General features: G+C 56.0%; 15 protein-coding genes. 10 read left to right on the top strand and 5 right to left on the bottom strand.

Annotated features, from left to right (window positions below):
* Nucleotides 1–11: 11 nt before the first annotated feature.
* Entirely contained in the window at nt 12–1,919 is a 1,908-nt protein-coding gene (locus CWM52_RS19515; RefSeq protein ID WP_100685611.1) for an ABC transporter ATP-binding protein, read from the bottom strand.
* A 12-nt stretch (nt 1,920–1,931) separates the two neighbouring features.
* Nucleotides 1,932–4,037, bottom strand: coding sequence for a bifunctional 23S rRNA (guanine(2069)-N(7))-methyltransferase RlmK/23S rRNA (guanine(2445)-N(2))-methyltransferase RlmL (gene rlmKL, locus CWM52_RS19510; RefSeq protein ID WP_100685610.1), 2,106 nt, complete (start codon nt 4,035–4,037; stop codon nt 1,932–1,934).
* A 98-nt stretch (nt 4,038–4,135) separates the two neighbouring features.
* On the opposite strand from rlmKL, the gene CWM52_RS19505 reads away from it, so the two are divergent.
* A complete protein-coding gene (locus CWM52_RS19505) occupies nt 4,136–5,245 on the top strand; it encodes a YcbX family protein (protein WP_100685609.1) in 1,110 nt (369 codons plus the stop codon).
* Between the two features lie 6 nt (nt 5,246–5,251).
* Here the strand turns inward: CWM52_RS19505 and zapC are convergent, their stop codons facing one another.
* Together zapC and pyrD are read right to left on the bottom strand one after the other, a co-directional pair.
* Nucleotides 5,252–5,794 carry a cell division protein ZapC gene (gene zapC, locus CWM52_RS19500; RefSeq protein WP_100685639.1) on the bottom strand — a complete coding sequence of 181 codons (543 nt, stop codon included), beginning with the start codon at nt 5,792–5,794 and terminating at the stop codon, nt 5,252–5,254.
* Between the two features lie 166 nt (nt 5,795–5,960).
* Nucleotides 5,961–6,971, bottom strand: a complete 1,011-nt coding sequence (gene pyrD, locus CWM52_RS19495) for a quinone-dependent dihydroorotate dehydrogenase (protein ID WP_100685608.1) — start codon at nt 6,969–6,971, stop codon at nt 5,961–5,963.
* A gap of 250 nt (nt 6,972–7,221) precedes the next feature.
* On the opposite strand from pyrD, the gene ssuE reads away from it, so the two are divergent.
* Genes ssuE through ssuB form a run of 5 tightly spaced genes read left to right on the top strand, consistent with a single transcriptional unit; the run spans nt 7,222 to nt 11,466 of the window.
* A complete protein-coding gene (gene ssuE, locus CWM52_RS19490; RefSeq protein WP_100685607.1) occupies nt 7,222–7,797 on the top strand; it encodes an NADPH-dependent FMN reductase in 576 nt (191 codons plus the stop codon).
* Nucleotides 7,790–8,752 (top strand): sulfonate ABC transporter substrate-binding protein, encoded by a 963-nt coding sequence (locus CWM52_RS19485; protein ID WP_100685606.1) that lies wholly within the window; start codon nt 7,790–7,792, stop codon nt 8,750–8,752. Before ssuE ends, CWM52_RS19485 begins: the two co-directional genes overlap by 8 nt.
* Complete coding sequence (gene ssuD, locus CWM52_RS19480) at nt 8,749–9,894, top strand: FMNH2-dependent alkanesulfonate monooxygenase (protein ID WP_100685605.1); 1,146 nt, start codon at nt 8,749–8,751, stop codon at nt 9,892–9,894. Before CWM52_RS19485 ends, ssuD begins: the two co-directional genes overlap by 4 nt.
* A gap of 10 nt (nt 9,895–9,904) precedes the next feature.
* Complete coding sequence (gene ssuC, locus CWM52_RS19475; RefSeq protein ID WP_100685604.1) at nt 9,905–10,696, top strand: aliphatic sulfonate ABC transporter permease SsuC; 792 nt, start codon at nt 9,905–9,907, stop codon at nt 10,694–10,696.
* Entirely contained in the window at nt 10,693–11,466 is a 774-nt protein-coding gene (gene ssuB / locus CWM52_RS19470) for an aliphatic sulfonates ABC transporter ATP-binding protein (RefSeq protein WP_100685603.1), read from the top strand. Before ssuC ends, ssuB begins: the two co-directional genes overlap by 4 nt.
* A 91-nt stretch (nt 11,467–11,557) precedes the next feature.
* Here the strand turns inward: ssuB and pepN are convergent, their stop codons facing one another.
* Nucleotides 11,558–14,173, bottom strand: coding sequence for an aminopeptidase N (gene pepN / locus CWM52_RS19465; protein ID WP_100685602.1), 2,616 nt, complete (start codon nt 14,171–14,173; stop codon nt 11,558–11,560).
* A gap of 330 nt (nt 14,174–14,503) precedes the next feature.
* On the opposite strand from pepN, the gene pncB reads away from it, so the two are divergent.
* The 4 genes from pncB to CWM52_RS19445 all read left to right on the top strand — a co-directional run bounded on the left by pncB (nt 14,504) and on the right by CWM52_RS19445 (nt 20,333).
* The gene (pncB, locus tag CWM52_RS19460) at nt 14,504–15,706 is read left to right on the top strand and encodes a nicotinate phosphoribosyltransferase (protein ID WP_100685601.1); all 1,203 of its coding nucleotides are present in this window, start codon (nt 14,504–14,506) and stop codon (nt 15,704–15,706) included.
* Nucleotides 15,707–15,883: 177 nt separating this feature from the next.
* Entirely contained in the window at nt 15,884–17,284 is a 1,401-nt protein-coding gene (gene asnS / locus CWM52_RS19455) for an asparagine--tRNA ligase (RefSeq protein ID WP_100685600.1), read from the top strand.
* A gap of 591 nt (nt 17,285–17,875) precedes the next feature.
* Nucleotides 17,876–18,958 carry a porin gene (locus CWM52_RS19450; protein ID WP_100685599.1) on the top strand — a complete coding sequence of 361 codons (1,083 nt, stop codon included), beginning with the start codon at nt 17,876–17,878 and terminating at the stop codon, nt 18,956–18,958.
* Between the two features lie 184 nt (nt 18,959–19,142).
* A complete protein-coding gene (locus CWM52_RS19445) occupies nt 19,143–20,333 on the top strand; it encodes an amino acid aminotransferase (RefSeq protein ID WP_100685598.1) in 1,191 nt (396 codons plus the stop codon).
* Nucleotides 20,334–20,466 lie beyond the last annotated feature (133 nt).

Genomic DNA, 20,466 nt, shown 5'->3' with positions numbered 1-20,466 from the left:
AACTCCTCAGCTTATGCGCCGTTTTTTAATCCTTCGAGATATTCCCAGCGTTCAAAGGCCGTTTCCAGCGCCTGTTCCGCCTCGGCCAGCTGTGCCAGCACCTGCTGCGTATGGTCGTGTGACTGGCCAAAGAAAGAAGGATCGGCAACCTGCTCCTGCAGAGTTTGCAGCCGGGTTTCCAGTTCTTCGAGCCGTTGCGGCAACTGTTCCAGTTCGCGCTGCAGGTTATAGCTTAGTTTGCCTGACGCTCGTTTGACACTTTCTGCTTTCTGTTGGCTAACTTCTACCGTCTTTTTGGTAGTCTGCTGCTTTTGCGCCAGATACTGCGCCTGCTGACCGCGGGCGTCGTGGTAGCCGCCGACATATTGCCCGATGCGCCCTTCCCCTTCGAAGATCCAGCACTCGGTGACGGTGTTATCGACGAATTGACGGTCGTGGCTGACCAGCATCACGGTGCCCTGATAGCCGTCAACCAGCTCTTCCAGCAGTTCGAGGGTTTCGACATCCAGATCGTTTGTCGGCTCATCGAGGATCAGCAGGTTGCTGGGCTTCAGGAACAGACGCGCCAGCAGCAGACGGTTACGCTCGCCGCCGGACAGCGCGCGCACCGGGGTCATCGCGCGTTTCGGATGGAACATAAAGTCCTGCAGGTAGCCCAGAACGTGGCGCGGCTTGCCGTTGACCATCACTTCCTGCTTGCCTTCCGCAAGGTTGTCCATCACCGTTTTATCCGGGTCAAGCTCCGCGCGGTGCTGGTCGAAATAGGCCACTTCCAGCTTAGTCCCGACGTGAATACGTCCGCTATCCGCTTTCAGCTGACCCAGCATCAATTTCAGCAGCGTGGTTTTCCCGCAGCCGTTCGGGCCAATCAGGGCAATTTTGTCACCGCGCTGGATCTGGGCGCTGAAATCCTTAACCAGCACCTTGCCATCAACCTGGTAGTTGACGTCCTCCATTTCGAAGACAATCTTGCCCGAGCGTGCGGCCTCTTCGACCTGCATCCTGGCGCTGCCCATCACTTCACGGCGCTCGCCACGTTCGCGGCGCATGGCTTTCAGGGCCCGCACACGCCCTTCGTTACGGGTACGACGCGCTTTGATCCCCTGACGGATCCACACCTCTTCCTGCGCCAGTTTGCGATCGAACTCCGCATTCTGGAGCTCTTCCACGCGCAGCGCTTCTTCTTTATCCAGCAGATACTGATCGTAGTTCCCCGGATAGGTCACCAGCTTGCCGCGATCGAGATCGACAATTCGCGTCGCCATATTGCGAATAAAGGAACGGTCGTGCGAGATGAAAATAATGGTCCCTTTGAAGGTCTTGAGGAAACCTTCCAGCCAGTCAATGGTTTCAATATCAAGGTGGTTGGTCGGTTCATCGAGCAGCAGAACGCGCGGCCCGCTGACCAGTGCACGGCCGAGCGCCGCTTTACGCAGCCAGCCGCCGGAGAGCGAGGAGAGCTCGGCGTTGGCATCGAGATTAAGCTGCTCCAGCACTTCGTTGATACGGCTGTCGAGCTGCCACAGCCCTAAATTATCCAGCTGCTCCTGCAGACGCGCCAGTTCATTCAGGTTCTTGTCGCTCGGATCGGTCATCACCAGCTGTGAAACATCGTGATAGCCTTTGAGGTAGGCCGCCTGCTCGGCGATGCCTTCCGCAACGAAATCATAGACGGTGCCGGTCACGTTACGCGGCGGATCCTGCTGCAGTCGCGCGACAACCAGATCCTGCTCATAAATAATGCGCCCGTCATCCAGCCCCTGCTCCCGGTTAAGGATTTTCATCAGGGTGGATTTACCCGCGCCATTGCGCCCGACCAGGCAGACGCGTTCGTTATCTTCGATATGCAACTCGGCATTATCCAGCAACGGAGAGTCGCTGAAGGAAAGCCAGGCACCATGCATACTAATCAATGACATTCTTTATTCCTTTCAGGCTGCGGTAATCAGCCAGCAGTTGTGGATCTGACGGTTACGGGCGAAATCCTGAGACAGTGTTTTTTGGCTAATTTCTTGCGCTTTCAGCCCCAGCTGCGCCAGCCCGTCATGATCCATACGGAAACCGCGTTTGTTATTCGAGAACATAATGGTGCCGCCTTTACGCAGCAGACGTTTGAGATCCGTCATCAGACGCAGGTGATCGCGCTGCACGTCGAAGGCATCTTCCATGCGTTTGGAGTTAGAGAACGTCGGCGGATCGATAAAGATCAGATCGAACTGTTCATCGCTATCGCGCAGCCAGCTCAGCACGTCAGCCTGCATCAGGCGATGCGCGCGCCCGGTTAAGCCGTTGAGGCGCAGGTTACGTTCGGCCCATTCGAGATAAGTACGCGACATATCGACGGTGGTCGTCGAACGCGCCCCGCCGAGGCCGGCATGAACGCTGGCGCTGCCGGTATAGGAAAAGAGGTTGAGGAAGTCTTTCCCTTTGCTCATCTGGCCCAACATACGACGCGCAATACGGTGGTCAAGGAACAGACCGGTATCCAGATAGTCGGTCAGGTTGACCCACAGACGCGCGTTATACTCCTGAACCTCGAGGAAATCGCCCTTCTCGGCCATTTTCTGATACTGGTTTTTGCCTTTCTGCCGCTCGCGGGTTTTCAGCACCAGCTTGTTCGGCGCAATGCCGAGCACGGAGATCGTCGCGGCGATAACATCGAACAGACGTTGACGCGCTTTATGCGCATCCACCGTTTTCGGCGGCGCATACTCCTGTACCACAACCCACTCGCCGTAGCGGTCGATCGCGACGTTATACTCCGGCAGATCGGCATCATACAGGCGGTAACACTCGATTCCTTCCTGACGCGCCCATTTCTCGTATTTCTTCAGGTTTTTGCGCAGACGGTTAGCGAAGTCTTCCGCCAGGGAGACCGCGCCGCTGCCGTCGTTTTCCGCCAGGTGGTAGTTCTTCTGTACGCAGTCCAGCGGGCCATTCTTGGCTTTAAACTGCTTGTCCGCGCGCAATTGCAGACAGCTCAAAAGCTCCGGCGAAGCGCTGAACAGCGACAGATTCCAGCCGCCAAACTGGGTTTTCATCGTCCGCCCAAGCAAGCTATGCAGGGCGATCAGCGCCGGCTCGCTTTCAAGACGTTCGCCGTACGGCGGATTGCTGATAACGGTGCCGTACGGGCCTTTTGGCAGCGGGTTGCTGAGTTGGGCAACATCTTTCGCTTCAAATGTAATCAGTTCGCCGACGCCCGCGCGACGGGCGTTGCTGCGCGCGCGTTCAATGACCCGGGTATCGACATCAGAACCATAGAAACGCGACTCATAGGCCGCCAGCCCTTTACGCGCGCGGGTTTGCGCTTCGGCCTTCACCTCTTTCCAGACCGCGTCATCGTGCTGCAGCCAGCCGTTGAAACCCCAGTGACCGCGATGCAGGCCCGGTGCGCGATCGGTCGCCAGCATGGCGGCTTCAATCAGCAGCGTACCGGAACCGCACATCGGATCGAGCAGCGGCGTTCCCGGAACCCAGCCAGAGCGCATAACGATAGCCGACGCGAGCGTCTCTTTGACAGGCGCCATACCGGTGCCGTCGCGATAGCCGCGCAGATGCAGACCTTCGCCGCTGAGATCGAGTGAAATATGCGCCGTTTCTTTATTCAGCCAGACATTAATCCGCAGATCGGGATTTTCACGATCGACGTTGGGCCGCGGCAGATTTTTACGCGTAAAGCTGTCGACGATCGCATCTTTAACCTTTAACGCCCCGTACTGACTGTTGCGAATCTCATCGTTCAGTCCGCTAAAATGCACGGCGAAGGTGGCGTCAGGGGTGAAAATCTCCGTCCATGGAATGGCCTGCACCCCGAGGTACAGATCCAGGTCGCTATACACGCTGCACTGGCCCAGCGGCAGCATGATGCGCGAAGCCAGTCGGCTCCACATCAGGCTTTGATACAGCAGGCGCGTATCTCCCTGAAAATGGACCCCGCCCTGGACTACCTGGCAGTCCACCGCGCCAAGTGCTTCCAGTTCAGTTTTTAACAGCTCTTCAAGGCCACGAGCCGTACTGGCAAACAGAGAATTCATATCGTCACTTTTACTAAAAGAAAATTGTTGCGCATTATAGCCAATATGCGCCTCATGTCATAAAGTTAAAGGCTTATTTTTAAGCCCAGAGGCAGCGCATGATAACGCTATCGCGACTTTTTATTCATCCCGTCAAATCCATGCGTGGAATTGGTCTGACACACGCGTTTGCCGATATTAGCGGCCTGGCCTGCGATCGCGCCTTTATGGTGACGGAAACCGATGGCACCTTTATTACTGCCCGCCAGTTTCCGCAGATGGTGAAGTTTACGCCGTCCCCGTTGCACGACGGTATTCATCTGACGGCGGTAGACGGCAGCAGCGCGATAGTGCGCTTCAGCGATTTTTCGCCGCAGGGAGCGCCGACCGAAGTCTGGGGGAATCACTTCACCGCGCTGATTGCTCCGCCCGCGGTCAACCAGTGGCTCAGCGGTTTCTTTAACCGCGATGTTCAGCTCCGCTGGTTAGGCCCTCACCTCACCCGACGGGTGAAACGCCATGATGCGGTCCCGCTCACCTTCGCCGATGGTTTCCCCTACCTGCTGGCCAACGAAGCCTCGCTGCGCGATCTGCAAAAGCGCTGTCCGGCCAGCGTGCGAATGGAGCAGTTTCGCCCTAACCTGGTGGTGACCGGCGCGGCGGCCTGGGAAGAGGATACCTGGAAAGTGATTCGCATTGGCGAGGTGGTTTTTGATGTGGCAAAACCCTGCAGCCGCTGCGTGCTGACCACCGTCAGTCCGGAGCGGGGGCAAAAGCATCCCTCCGGCGAACCGCTGGCCACCCTGCAGCGGTTCCGTACCGCGCTGGATAATGGCGATGTCGATTTTGGGCAAAACCTGATTGCCCGCAACAGCGGCGTAGTGCGCGTGGGCGATGAAGTGGAGGTGCTGACTCGCGGCCCGGCAAAAGCCTACGGCGCAGGCGAAAGCGACGAGAATCCAGCGGTCGTCGCGCAGCCGGATGCCGTGATTGAAATTGAATGGCAGGGACAGCGGTTTAGCGGCAATAATCAGCAGGTATTGCTGGAACAGCTGGAGCAAAAAGGCATTCGCATCCCCTACTCTTGTCGGGCGGGCATTTGCGGCAGTTGCCGCATCAGACTGGAAGAAGGCGAGGTCAGCCCGTTGAAGAAAAACGCGGTCGCTGACGATGGTACGATTCTGTGCTGTAGCTGTATACCGAAAACGGCCTTACGGCTGGTGCCTTAGCGCGTTTTAAACCGCCTGACCCAGGCTGTAGCTGGTCATACCCTGTGCCGGTTGCAGCCTGTCGTTCATGATTTTAATCACATCCCCCAGTTGCATGACTCGCCCGGCGACCGTTACCCCTGGCTGCGCCAGCAGGCAGAGCGCGGCATTTTCGCCCGGTTCAATCACCAGCAGATTCACCTGCTGTCCGCTATCGCTGAGCCAGGCGCTAGCGGCATCGCCGGTGGCGGGCTGCCAGGAGATTTCATGCGTTGTGAAATGCCAGCTTTTTGGCATTTGCGGTTTCAGGAAGCGAATGGCGACCAGCGCATTCAGAACTAATTCCGCGCGCTGCTCTTTAGATAACTCAATATCGCGACATTTTTCTTCAAAAGAGAAATACAGCGCGGCATCGTCAACACAGAATCCGGAAGGCGCGAAGGCATCGGGCGTCAACATTCGACGCGCAAACCGCGAACGGAACAACATACCATTGGCCAAATCGAGCATCATGCGATCGTGCTCTTCATCGTAATACCAACGCCAGTTATCGTCAGGTTTAATTCGCATCGTTTCCCCGTCCTCTTTCCCGTGCATCTGTAATGCAATGGCAGCCTGCAACAGAATAATTTCCAAAATTAAGAAAAGACTAAAATGTCTAAATAAGCAACAGTGGAGGAATATAAAACAACCAGGGCCGGAAATAAAGCCCTGGGGGGATCAGAGGGGGAAAAGATTAGATATGGGTAACAATTTCTTTAATCAGCGGAGGGCCTTTAAAAATAAATCCGGAATAAATCTGGACGAGGCTTGCACCGGCGGCGATTTTTTCCCGTGCCGCGATCACCGAGTCAATCCCTCCGACTCCGATAATGGGCAAACGACCATTTAATTCTGTCGCCAGCATACGGATAATTTCCGTACTCTTTAATTGCAATGGACGACCGCTGAGGCCACCCGTTTCATCACAGAATTTCATTCCCTGGACCAGCGAACGATCGAGAGTAGTATTGGTGGCAATGACGCCATCAATATTATGCCGAACTAAACTGTCGGCCACCTGGATCAATTCCTCAAGAGAAAGATCCGGGGCGATCTTCACCGCGACAGGGACATATTTTTGATGTTTTTGCTGCAGCTCAAGCTGCTTATTTTTAATACCAGAGAGTAAGTCATCGAGGGCGTCACCGTATTGTAAGGTGCGCAGGCCCGGGGTATTCGGTGAGGAGATATTAATGGCGATATACCCGGCATATGGATAGACTTTTTCCATACAAATCAGATAATCATCTTTACCCTGCTCAACCGGCGTATCTTTATTCTTACCGATATTAATACCGAGAATACCGTCAAAATGCGCCTTTTTTACGTTCTCAACCAGGTTATCAACACCGTGGTTATTAAAGCCCATGCGGTTGATCAAACCTTCGGCATCCACCAGGCGGAAGATCCTCGGCTTATCGTTCCCCGGCTGCGGACGCGGCGTTACGGTACCGATTTCAATGGCGCCAAACCCCATGGCGCCGAGCGCATCAATGCACTCGCCGTTCTTGTCCAGCCCAGCGGCCAGACCCAGCGGGTTTTTAAACGTGAGTCCCATACAGGTGACCGGTTTGGACGGCACCTTCTGACGGACCAGCATTTCCAGCGGCGTACCTGATACACGACGTAATTGTTGAAAAGTAACTTCATGAGCGCGCTCAGGATCGAGCTGAAAAAGGGCTTTACGAACGAAGGGGTAGTACATGAACTCTCCTGGATTCCCGGTGTGCAAACCGGGGGCGTATTATGTTCGATCGACGCCGGAAAGGGAATTGACCTGCGACAAAAAATCTCGCATCCAACGCAAACGTTTACTTTTCTCCCCCGCATTATGCAATTTCTGACAAAACAAGGGTGGAAAAATCATTTAGGGAAATAAATCGGCTCTGTCACACTGCCAGCAAATGTTATCAATTATAGATAAATGCAAACATTTGGTTATAAGGAGAGAGAAGATGCGTGTTATTACACTTGCGGGCAGTCCGCGTTACCCTTCCCGTTCCAGCGCGCTTCTGGAATATGCCAGAGAGACGCTCTCCGCGGCAGACGTTGAAGTCTGCCACTGGCATCTGCAAAATTTTGCTCCGGAAGACCTGCTGTACGCTCGCTTCGATAATCCGGCGTTACATACGCTGAACGAACAGCTGGCCGGCGCCGATGGGCTTATCATCGCCACCCCGGTGTATAAGGCCTCTTTTTCCGGCGCGCTGAAGACGTTGCTCGACCTGCTCCCGGAACGGGCGCTGGAGGGGAAAATCGTCCTGCCGCTGGCGACCGGCGGCACGATTGCCCACATGCTGGCGGTGGATTATGCGCTAAAACCGGTGCTCAACGCCCTCAAAGCGCAGGAGATTCTGCACGGCGTGTTCGCTGACGATAGTCAGGTCACCGACTATCAACATAAACCGCAGTTTACCCCTAATCTGCAGGGGCGACTCGATCTGGCGCTGGAGACCTTCTGGCAGGCGCTGCACCGTCCGACCAGCCGCGCTCCCGCGCTCAAGACTCTCCATGGGGTGGAACATGCATAACCTTTTCAGAACTCTCGCGCTGGGCGGGTTGCTGACGCTATCAGCCCTGGGCCAGGCGGCACAATCCGCGCCGGATGCGCTGCGCATCGGCTACCAAAAAGGCAGCGTCAGTATGGTGCTGGCCAAAAGCCATCAACTGCTGGAAAAGCGCTACCCAAACACCAAAATCTCGTGGGTAGAATTTCCCGCCGGCCCGCAAATGCTTGAGGCGCTAAACGTCGGTAGTATCGATCTGGGCAGTACCGGCGATATCCCACCGATTTTCGCCCAGGCCGCCGGAGCCGATCTGGTTTACGTCGGCGCGGAACCGCCGAAGCCAAAAGCGGAAGTGATTCTGGTCGCGGAAAACAGCCCGATCAAAACCGTCGCTGAACTGAAGGGGCGCAAAGTCGCGTTTCAGAAAGGCTCCAGCTCCCACAACCTGCTGCTCAGGGCACTACAGCAGGCGGGCCTGAAATTCAGCGATATTCAACCCGTTTATCTTGCCCCCGCGGACGCCCGCGCGGCATTTCAACAGGGCAATGTTGATGCCTGGGCTATCTGGGATCCCTACTATTCCGCCGCTCTGCAACAGGCGAACGCCAGGGTGCTCAAAGACGGAACCGATCTGAAACAAACCGGCTCTTTCTATCTGGCTTCGCGCCCCTATGCGGAGAAAAATGGCGCCTTTATTAGCGGCGTGCTCGACACCTTCAGCCGGGCGGATGCCCTGACGCTGAGCCAACGCCCGCAAAGTATTACCCTGCTGGCAAAAACGATGGGACTCCCTGAAGCGGTGATCGCCAGTTATCTGGACCATCGGCCGCCGACCACCATTACTCCGGTCAGTCGCGAAACCGCCGCCCGGCAGCAGCAAACCGCCGATCTGTTCTACGAGAACAAACTGGTGCCGAAAAAAGTCGATATCCGCACCCGCATCTGGCAGCCCGCAACCGCACAAGGAGCGAAATCATGAGTCTGAATATGTTCTGGTTTTTACCGACCCACGGTGATGGTCGCTACCTGGGGACCGAAGAAGGCGCCCGCCCGGTTGATTACGGCTACCTGCAACAAATTGCGCAAACCGCGGACCGCCTCGGTTTTACCGGCGTGCTGATCCCGACCGGACGCTCCTGCGAAGATGCGTGGCTGGTTGCCGCTTCGATGATTCCCGTCACCCAGCGCCTGAAATTTCTTGTCGCCCTGCGCCCGAGCGTCACCTCCCCGACGGTCGCCGCCCGCCAGGCCGCGACGCTCGACCGCCTTTCCAACGGCCGGGCATTGTTTAACCTGGTGACCGGCAGCGACCCGCAGGAGCTTGCTGGCGATGGGGTTTTCCTCGACCATACCGAACGTTACGAAGCCTCGGCTGAATTTACTCATATCTGGCGCCGCCTGATGGAAGGCGAAACCGTGACCTTCGATGGAAAATACCAGCGGGTGCGCGGCGCGAAACTGCTGTTTCCGCCCCTGCAGCAGCCGCGTCCGCCGCTCTACTTTGGCGGTTCGTCCGATGTGGCGCAGGAGCTCGCCGCCGGGCAGGTCGATCTCTATCTCACCTGGGGAGAACCGCCGGAGCAGGTTGCGGAAAAAATCGCCCAGGTGCGTGAAAAAGCCGCCCGTCACGGTCGTACGGTTCGCTTCGGTATTCGTCTGCATGTCATTGTGCGGGAAACCAATGAAGAGGCCTGGGAAGCGGCCGAAAGCCTCATCTCGCATCTTGATGACGATACCATTGCCCGGGCGCAGGCCGCGTTTGCCAAAACCGATTCCGTCGGACAGCAGCGGATGGCCGCGTTGCACAATGGTCGGCGCGACAAGCTTGAAATCAGCCCTAACCTGTGGGCTGGCGTCGGGCTGGCGCGCGGAGGGGCGGGAACCGCTCTGGTCGGCGATGCGGCTACCGTGGCTGAACGAATCAATGAATATGCGGCGCTGGGTATCGATAGCTTCATCTTCTCCGGCTATCCGCATCTTGAAGAGGCTTATCGCGTCGGCGAACTGCTGTTCCCGCTGCTGGATGTCACTATCCCATCGATTCCGCAACCGCAACCTCTTGGTCTGCAGGGCGAGGCGGTGGCCAACGAGTTTATTCCGCGCAAAGTCGCACAAAGCTAAGGAGCACGCCATGGCTACGTCTGCGCAAAAGCTGCTGCTGCGGGTCGCCCCCTGGCTTCTGCCGGTGGGGACCGTCATCATCTGGCAACTCGCCTCTTCCGTGGGCTGGTTATCCACCCGCATCCTTCCCTCTCCGGAAGGGGTACTCAAGGCCTTCTGGACGCTTTCCGCCAGCGGCGAACTGTGGCAACACCTGGCCATCAGTTCATGGCGCGCTCTGCTGGGCTTCGCCATCGGCGGCTCCATCGGGCTGGTGCTGGGCCTGATAAGCGGCCTGTCGCGTTGGGGGGAGCGGCTGCTGGATACCTCGATTCAGATGCTGCGCAACGTCCCGCATCTGGCGTTGATTCCGCTGGTTATTTTATGGTTTGGCATTGATGAAAGCGCCAAAATCTTCCTCGTCGCGCTGGGGACCATGTTCCCGATTTACATCAACACCTGGCACGGCATCCGCAATATCGATCGCGGGCTGGTGGAAATGGCGCGTAGCTATGGCCTGTCCGGCTTCGCCCTGTTCCGCCATGTGATTCTGCCGGGGGCCCTGCCCTCGATAATGGTCGGCATCCGCTTCGCCCTCGGACTGATGTGGTTAACGCTGATTGTCGCCGAAACCATCTCCGCTAACGCCGGCATCGGCTATCTGGCGATGAATGCGCGGGAGTTTTTACAAACGGATGTGGTGGTCGTCGCCATTATTCTTTACGCCATTCTTGGCAAACTGGCCGACTTCAGCGCGCAACTGCTGGAACGCGCGTGGCTACGCTGGAACCCGGCTTATCATCTTCAGGAGGCCAACGCATGACGACTGCCCGTCTGAACCCAGGGATCCCGCTGTTGCTTAACGGCGTGACCAAACGCTACGGCGAAAATACCATTCTTAACGCACTGGATTTACATATTCCGACCGGGCAGTTTGTCGCGGTGGTCGGGCGCAGCGGCGGCGGCAAAAGTACCCTGCTGCGTCTGCTGGCGGGGCTCGAAAAACCTAACGGCGGCGAGCTGCTGGCCGGTTCAACGCCGCTGGCGCAGGTTCAGGATGACAGCCGCATGATGTTCCAGGACTCGCGGCTGCTGCCGTGGAAATCGGTGATCGACAATGTCGGTCTTGGGCTGAAGGGCCAGTGGCGTGATGCCGCCCTGCAGGCGCTGGCCAGCGTTGGCCTGGAAAACCGCGCCGGTGACTGGCCGGCGGCGCTCTCCGGCGGACAAAAACAGCGCGTTGCGCTGGCCCGCGCGCTGATTCATCGCCCTCGCCTGCTGCTGCTCGATGAACCGCTGGGCGCGCTCGATGCGTTAACCCGGCTGGAGATGCAGGATCTGATCGTCTCGCTGTGGGAAGAATACGGTTTTACCGTACTGCTGGTCACCCATGATGTCAGTGAGGCGGTGGCCATGGCGGACCGGGTGCTGTTGATTGAAGAAGGGAAAATTGGCCTCGATGTCGCCGTCGATATTCCGCGGCCGCGGCGCACCGGATCGGCCAGACTGGCTGAACTGGAAGCCGAGGTACTGAACAGAGTGATGAAACGCGGTAAGAGCGAATCGGCGCCGCGCTTATTGAGCCACGGTTAATCCCGCTGCGCTTACCGGGGCGGCTACCGTCTGAGGGTGTTGATAGCCCGGATAAGGCGCATCCGCGCCGTTATCCGGGAATGGTATCGCCTTACGCCAAAGCCTTACTGATTTTCTCGAACAGATCTCCGGAGAGATTCTCCAGACCTTTCAGCTGCTCCAGCGCCGCGCGCATCAGCGCCTGGCGTTTAGCATCGTAGCGTTTCAGACGAATCAACGGCTCAATCAAGCGGGAGGCCACCTGCGGGTTGCGGCTGTTGAGCTCGGTCAGCATCTCCACCATGAACTGATAGCCGCTGCCATCTTCGGCGTGGAATGCCGCCGGGTTACTGCCAGCAAACGCGCCAATCAGCGAACGTACACGGTTCGGGTTGCTGATACTAAACGAGCGGTGATTCAGCAGGCCGCGTACCGTCTCCAGAACATTGTCCGCCGGGCTGGTGGACTGCAGGATAAACCATTTATCCATCACCAGGCCGTCCTGATGCCATTTGTCGTCATACTCCTGCATCAGGGCATCGCGGCAAGGCAGCTGCGCGGCGACCGCGGCCGACAGGGCGGCCAGCGCATCGGTCATATTGTCAGCCTGATGATACTGGGCGACGACCAGCTTATCCGCCAGCGCAACGTCGCCGAACGCCAGATAGCGCAGACAGGTATTGCGCAGTGAACGCTTGCCGATATCGGCGTGTTCCACGCGATAGCTCGCCAGCTTGTTGGCGTTGTAAACCGCGAGGAACTCGTCCGCCAGCTCTTTCGCCAGCGTGCGGGTCAGCGCTTCACGGACCGCGGCAATGGCGATCGGGTCGATGATGGCAAACAGCTCAGCGATTTCATTGGCGGAAGGCAATGTCAGAATTTCAGCCGCCAGCGCCGGATCGATCTTCTCATCCAGCAGGATCGCGCGGAATGCGTCGGCCACATGAATCGGCAGCGACAGCGGCTGACCCTGCTGATGGCGGTTGACGTTCAGCCTGATGTAGGTTGCCAGCAGGCTCTGCGCGGCATCCCAACGGGAGAAGTCGTTGCGCGCGTGGCGCATCAGGAAGGTGAGCTGCTGATCGCTCCATTTATACTCCAGCTTCACCGGAGCGGAAAATTCGCATAGCAGCGCCGGTACCGGCTGGAAGTAGACGTTGTCGAAGACAAAGGTCTGCTCGGCCTGGGTCACATTCAGCACGTGATGCACCGGATGCCCCCCCTTCTGCAGCGGGATCACCTTGCCTTCGTTATCATACAGTTCTATCTCGAACGGAATGTGCAGCGGCTGTTTCTCCGGCTGTTCCGCGGTCGGCGGGGTGCGCTGGCTGATGGTCAACGTGTACTGTTCGGTTTCCGGGTTGTAGTCATCATGGACGCTCACCACCGGCGTACCGGACTGGCTGTACCAGCGGCGGAAATGCGACAGGTCGACGTTAGAGGCATCTTCCATCGCCTGAACAAAATCGTCGCAGGTGGCGGCGCTGCCGTCGTGGCGTTCGAAGTACAGCTGCATCCCTTTCTGGAAATTGGCTTCGCCCAGCAGCGTATGGAGCATGCGGATCACTTCGGCACCCTTCTCATACACCGTCAGGGTATAGAAGTTATTCATCTCGATGACGCTATCCGGGCGAATCGGATGGGCCATCGGGCTGGCGTCCTCGGCGAACTGCAGACCGCGCATGGTGCGCACGTTGTTAATCCGGTTCACCGCGCGCGAACCGTGATCGGAGCTGAACTCCTGATCGCGGAACACGGTCAGCCCTTCTTTCAGGCTCAGCTGGAACCAGTCGCGGCAGGTCACGCGGTTGCCGGTCCAGTTATGGAAGTATTCGTGGCCGATGACGCGTTCAATATCGAGATAATCTTTATCGGTGGCGGTATCGGTGCGGGCCAGCACATATTTGGAGTTAAAGACGTTCAGTCCTTTGTTCTCCATCGCCCCCATATTAAAGAAGTCGACGGCGACAATCATATAGATGTCGAGATCGTACTCGAGGCCAAAACGGGTTTCGTCCCATTTCATCGAGTTTTTCAGCGAGGTCATCGCCCACGGCGCGCGGTCGAGATTGCCGCGGTCAACGAACAGCTCCAGCGCCACTTCACGCCCGGAACGGGTTTTGAAGGTATCGCGCAATACGTCGAAGTCGCCGGCGACCAGCGCAAACAGATAGCACGGTTTCGGGAACGGGTCCTGCCACTGGATCCAGTGACGACCATTTTCCAGCTCGCCCTGCGCCACGCGGTTGCCGTTGGAGAGCAGGAACGGGTATTTCGCTTTGTCGGCGATAATTTTAGTGGTGAAGCGGGCCAGCACATCCGGACGATCCAGATACCAGGTAATATGACGGAAGCCTTCCGCCTCGCACTGGGTGCACAGGGCTTCGCCAGACTGATAGAGGCCTTCCAGGGCGGTATTCGCCGCCGGGCTGATTTCATTGACGATGGTCAGGGTGAAATGTTCCGGCAATCCGCCGATCGCCAGTTGGTTATTTTCTTCTTTATAGTTGCTCCACGGTTGGCCATCCACCAGCAGGGAGACCAACGTCAGGTCTTCGCCATCCAGACGCAACGGCACATCGGACGCCGCCGCGTGACGGGAGACTTTGCTCTCAGCCGTAACCACGGTTTTCCCGGCATCCAGGTCAAAGGTCAAATCGATATCGCTAATGAGATAATCCGGCGCACGGTAGTCGTGGCGGTATTTGGCTTGGGGCTGTTGTGTCATAAAAAACCTTTAGCATGTTCCGTAAAGTGTCAAACCCAGTCTATTCCTGTTGCGTAGATCGCGCTATGCAGAATCTTCATCTTTTCAACGCTAAACACGAAAATTGCTACATATTGATAACACAAGAGGCACGAAATGCGCTCGACCCGGTGCAAAGCTTGTGGTGTGATCCCTGTTCAATATATTAAACTAGGCCTCGCAAATGACCGTCAGCGTCGCCATCGGCCGTCACTGCGGGACAGAGTCGGGTAATAAAGGTATACTCCGCCTCCTTTTTTCTGCTTCGGTTTTTGATGGAAACGCTCCAGTGAGAGGACGCTACTGCGCACCATGACACAATTCACTTCTCCTGTACTGCACTCGCTGCTCGATACGGACGCCTACAAGCTGCATATGCAACAGGCTGTCTTCCACCGCTACGGCGATGTACACGTTGCGGCGGAGTTCCGCTGCCGCGGGGACGATCTGCTCGGTATCTATGCCGACGCAATTCGCGAGCAGGTTGAAACCATGCGCGACCTGAAGCTGCAGGACGATGAATATCACTGGTTATCTACCCTGCCGTTCTTTTCCCATGACTATCTCGACTGGCTGCGCGACTTCCGCTACGACCCGGGCCAGGTCACCGTCACCAACGACAATGGCAAGTTGAATATTCGCCTGTCCGGCCCGTGGCGTGAAGTCATCATGTGGGAAGTTCCGCTGCTGGCGGTGATTAGTGAGCTGGTCCATCATTACCGCTCGCCGGAAATCGGCGTCGATTTAGCGCTGGAAACCCTCGAACACAAGCTGGCCGGTTTTGCGCAAATCACCGCCGATCTCGATCTCAGCCGCTTCCGTCTGATGGACTTCGGCACCCGCCGCCGCTTCTCGCGCGAGGTACAGCAGGCCATCGTCAAACGTCTGCAGCAGGAACCGTGGTTTATCGGTACCAGCAACTACGATCTGGCTCGTCGGCTTCATCTGACGCCAATGGGCACCCAGGCGCATGAATGGTTCCAGGCGCATCAGCAAATCAGCCCCAGTTTAGCCAACAGCCAGCGCGCAGCGCTGGCAGCCTGGCTGGAAGAGTATCCTGACCGGCTCGGCATCGCCCTCACCGACTGCATTACTATGGACGCCTTCCTGCGGGATTTCGGCCCGGAATTTGCCAGCCGCTACCAGGGGCTGCGCCACGATTCCGGCGACCCGGTAGAATGGGGCGAAAAAGCCATCGCCCATTACCAGAAGCTGGGAATCGACCCCATGAGTAAAGTGCTGGTCTTTTCCGATAACCTCGATCTGGCGAAAGCCGTCGATCTCTATCGCCACTTCTCTTCGCGGGTCAATCTGAGCTTCGGTATTGGCACCCGTTTAACCTGCGATATCCCGCAGGTTAAACCGCTAAACATCGTGATAAAGCTGGTGGAATGTAACGGTAAGCCGGTCGCGAAACTCTCCGACAGTCCGGGGAAAACCATCTGCCACGACAAGGCCTTTGTCCGGGCCCTGCGTAAAGCCTTTGACCTTCCGCCGGTGAAAAAGGCCAGTTAATCGCCACATTTATCGCCACAAGGAGCCGTTCTGGCTCCTTGTTGTTTATTTATTTCCGAAAACTCCCCTTGATGGTGCGAAATCTGCTTGTCTGATGGAAGATGACAGGTAACATAGATATCCCCCATTATCGGGGGAAACAGATTTTTTTATTGGACTACGAATAGAGAGACTATTATGAGCGTTGTGCCTGTAGCCGACGTACTCCAGGGCCGTGTTGCCGTTGACAGCGAAGTCACCGTGCGCGGATGGGTACGTACCCGCCGAGATTCAAAAGCTGGCTTTTCCTTCCTGGCCGTCTATGACGGTTCCTGCTTTGATCCTGTACAGGCCGTTATTAATAATTCTCTGCCCAATTACAATCAGGAAGTGCTGCGCCTGACCACCGGCTGCTCGGTCGTCATTACGGGTAAAATCGTGGCATCTCAAGGTCAGGGCCAAAGTTTTGAAATCCAGGCCAGTCACGTTGAAGTGACCGGTTGGGTAGAAGATCCGGATACTTATCCGATGGCCGCTAAGCGTCACAGCATCGAGTATCTGCGTGAAGTGGCGCACCTGCGCCCGCGCACTAACCTGATTGGCGCGGTCGCTCGCGTGCGTCATACCCTGGCGCAAGCGCTGCATCGCTTCTTTGACGAGCAGGGCTTCTTCTGGGTTTCCACGCCGCTTATCACCGCTTCTGATACCGAAGGCGCGGGTGAAATGTTCCGCGTCTCCACGCTGGATCTGGAAAACCTGCCGCGTAACGATCAGGGCAAAGTGGATTTCGATAAAGACTTCTTCGGTAAAGAGTCGTTCCTGACCGTATCCGGCCAGCTGAACGGCGAAACCTATGCCTGTGCGCTGTCTAAAATCTACACCTTTGGCCCAACCTTCCGTGCCGAAAACTCCAATACCAGCCGCCACCTTGCGGAATTCTGGATGCTGGAACCGGAAGTCGCGTTTGCCAACCTGAACGATGTCGCCGGCCTCGCGGAAGCCATGCTGAAATACGTTTTCAAGGCGGTACTGGAAGAACGTGCGGACGATATGAAATTCTTCGCCGAGCGCGTGGATAAAGATGCGATCGATCGCCTTGAGCGTTTCGTGTCTGCCGATTTTGCCCAGGTTGATTATACCGACGCGGTAACCATCCTCGAAAACTGCGGTAAGCAGTTTGAAAACCCGGTTTACTGGGGCGTAGATCTCTCCTCCGAGCACGAACGCTACCTGGCGGAAGAGCACTTCAAAGCGCCGGTGGTGGTGAAAAACTATCCGAAAGACATTAAGGCGTTCTATATGCGCCTTAACGAAGACGGTAAAACCGTCGCCGCAATGGACGTTCTGGCGCCGGGTATCGGTGAAATCATCGGCGGCTCTCAGCGTGAAGAACGCCTGGATGTGCTTGACGCGCGTATGGCGGAAATGGGGCTGAATAAAGAAGACTACTGGTGGTACCGCGACCTGCGTCGTTACGGCACCGTACCGCACTCCGGCTTCGGTCTGGGCTTCGAACGTCTGATCGCCTATGTCACCGGCGTACAAAACGTGCGTGATGTGATCCCGTTCCCGCGTACTCCGCGCAGCGCCACATTCTGATTAATTTTTCTTATCATTGCCGAAGGCCAGCGTAAGCTGGCCTTTTTTTATGTCAGATTTTGTTAACGAACATCAAGAAATTCAAACATCAACCCTTCCGGTTCACATTTATGTTACTCACTATTACGACCTCTTCCCGCACGATAAACCGCACCTTATGTTCATTCACCGACGAAGCGCCTGATAATTTTGTTTATTTTTTAACCTGTCGCAGCACAAGATGCAAAGACAAATGCTGAGCGAAAAAAAAGCGAAATGCAGACATAAAATGTACAAATGCGCCTTTATCTAAATTAATCATAATTAATTCATATAGATATATATGGTCTGTTTGTTTTACGAGCAAAGTGGAACGGAATTTTGACTGAGTTCACAAAGTTCCCAAAAATACATATTTAGTTACATACTATTTCTTTTTGTTACTCATATGCGACATTGGTAGCATTTTCCGGCTAGCGAAACGCTGGCGCGGATGGAAAGATGCCTTCAGACACCAAACTATCATCAATAGTTCTGTAAATTTTTATTGACGGAAATTATTGGCGGCAGTGGCGAGTGTTCATATAAAAATATTAATGAGGGTAATAAATAATGATGAAGCGCAATATTCTGGCAGTGGTAATCCCTGCCCTGCTGGTAGCCGGCGCAGCTAACGCTGCAGAAATCTATAACAAAAACGGCAACAAACTGGACTTCTACGGGAAAATGGTTGGTGAGCACGTCTGGACCACCAATGGTAACACCAACAACAGCGACACGACCTATGCACGTATCGGCCTGAAAGGCGAAACCCAGATCAACGATCAGCTGACCGGTTACGGCCAGTGGGAATACAACATGGATGCGTCCAACGTTGAAGGTTCCCAGCCGACCAAAACTCGTCTGGCCTTCGCGGGTCTGAAAGCGGGCGATTACGGTTCATTCGACTACGGTCGTAACTATGGCGCTATCTACGACGTTGAATCCGCAACCGATATGCTGGTTGAGTGGGGCGGTGACGGCTGGACCAACACCGACAACTTCATGACCGGCCGTACCAACGGCGTGGCAACCTACCGTAACTCTGATTTCTTCGGTCTGGTTGACGGTCTGAGCTTCGCACTGCAGTACCAGGGTAAAAACGACAGCAGCCGTGCAATCCAGAAACAGAACGGCGACGGCGTCAGCACCTCTGCAACCTATGCATTTGGCAACGGTATCGCGCTGTCCGCAGGTTACTCTGGCTCCAACCGTAGCGTCGCGCAGAAAGCTGACGGCAACGGCAACAAAGCTGAGGCATGGGCAACCTCCGCTAAGTACGATGCAAACAACGTCTACGCCGCAGTCATGTACTCTCAGACCTACAACATGACCCCGGAAAACCAGGAGAACTTCTTCGCTGGTAAAACTCAAAACATCGAAGCCGTGGCTCAGTATCAGTTCGACTTCGGTCTGCGTCCGTCCATCGGCTACGTTCAGACTAAAGGTAAAAACCTGCAGGATCGTGCCGGCTTCACTGGCGGCGATGCTGACCTGGTTAAATACATCGAAGTGGGTAGCTGGTACTACTTCAACAAGAACATGAACGTCTACGCAGCATACAAATTCAACCTGCTGGACGACAACAGCTATACCAAAGCAGCTAAAGTGGCCACCGATGACCAGGCTGCAGTTGGTATCGTTTACCAGTTCTAATCACTACACCCCTTCGTGATATGCCTAAAAAGCAGGACTTCGGTCCTGCTTTTCTACATTACTAAGATAAAGATCGTAACTTTCGAAAACCTTCTCGCTTTTTGTCGCAAACGGTTGGCAATTTGCAGATCTCCCGTTACCCTGATAGCGAAATTCCCTTCAGTAATCACAATGGAACCTCGTCATGTTTGAGAACATTACTGCCGCCCCTGCCGACCCCATTTTAGGCCTGGCCGATCTGTTTCGTGCCGATGACCGCCCGACTAAAATTAACCTCGGGATTGGTGTTTACAAAGATGAAACGGGTAAAACCCCGGTCCTGACCAGCGTTAAAAAAGCAGAACAGTATCTGCTGGAAAATGAAACCACCAAAAACTATCTGGGTATCGACGGTATTGCGGAATTTGGCCGCTGCACCCAGGAACTGCTGTTCGGTAAAGGAAGCGCAATCGTCAGCGATAAGCGCGCGCGCACTGCCCAGACCCCTGGCGGTACCGGCGCCCTGCGCGTTGCCGCTGACTTCCTGGCGAAGAACACCGCCGTTAAGCGCGTCTGGGTAAGCAACCCGAGCTGGCCGAACCACAAAAGCGTCTTTAACTCCGCAGGCCTCGACGTTCGCGAATATGCCTATTACGATGCGGCCAACCACGCCCTCGACTTCGACGGTATGCTGGCAAGCCTCAATGAAGCGCAGGCGGGCGACGTGGTGCTGTTCCACGGCTGCTGCCATAACCCAACCGGTATCGATCCGACGCTGGAGCAGTGGCAACAGCTGGCGCAACTGTCCGTTGAAAAAGGCTGGCTGCCGCTGTTCGACTTCGCCTACCAGGGCTTTGCCCGCGGTCTGGAAGAAGATGCCGAAGGTCTGCGCGCGTTCGTTGCGCTGCATAAAGAGCTGCTGGTTGCGAGCTCCTACTCGAAGAACTTCGGCCTGTACAATGAGCGCGTGGGTGCCTGCACGCTGGTTGCTGCGGATGCCGAGACCGTTGACCGCGCCTTTACTCAGATGAAGTCGACGATTCGTGCTAACTACTCCAACCCGCCGGCACACGGTGCGTCGGTGGTGGCGACAATTCTCAGCAACGACGCGCTGCGCGCTATCTGGGAACAAGAGCTGACCGATATGCGCCAGCGTATTCAGCGCATGCGTCTGCTGTTCGTCAATACCCTGCAGGAAAAAGGGGCCAGCCGCGACTTCTCTTTCATCATCAAGCAAAACGGGATGTTCTCGTTTAGCGGCCTGACCAAAGAGCAGGTGCTGCGTCTGCGTGAAGAGTTCGCGGTCTACGCCGTGGCCTCCGGGCGTATTAACGTTGCGGGCATGACGCCAGATAACATGGCGCCGCTGTGTGAAGCAATCGTCGCCGTACTGTAATCTCGCCAGCCGACAAAAAAGGCCGCTTGCGCGCTGAGGAATCCCCAGAAAAAGAAGGATAAAACGAGACAGGCATAACGCGATGTGATCTACTGATTTTTCCACAAATTCAATAAGATCACCGCTATGCCTG

Source organism: Raoultella sp. T31 (genome assembly GCF_002806725.1).
GTDB lineage: Bacteria > Pseudomonadota > Gammaproteobacteria > Enterobacterales > Enterobacteriaceae > Klebsiella > Klebsiella electrica.
This window is presented reverse-complemented; position numbering and strand designations above follow the sequence as displayed.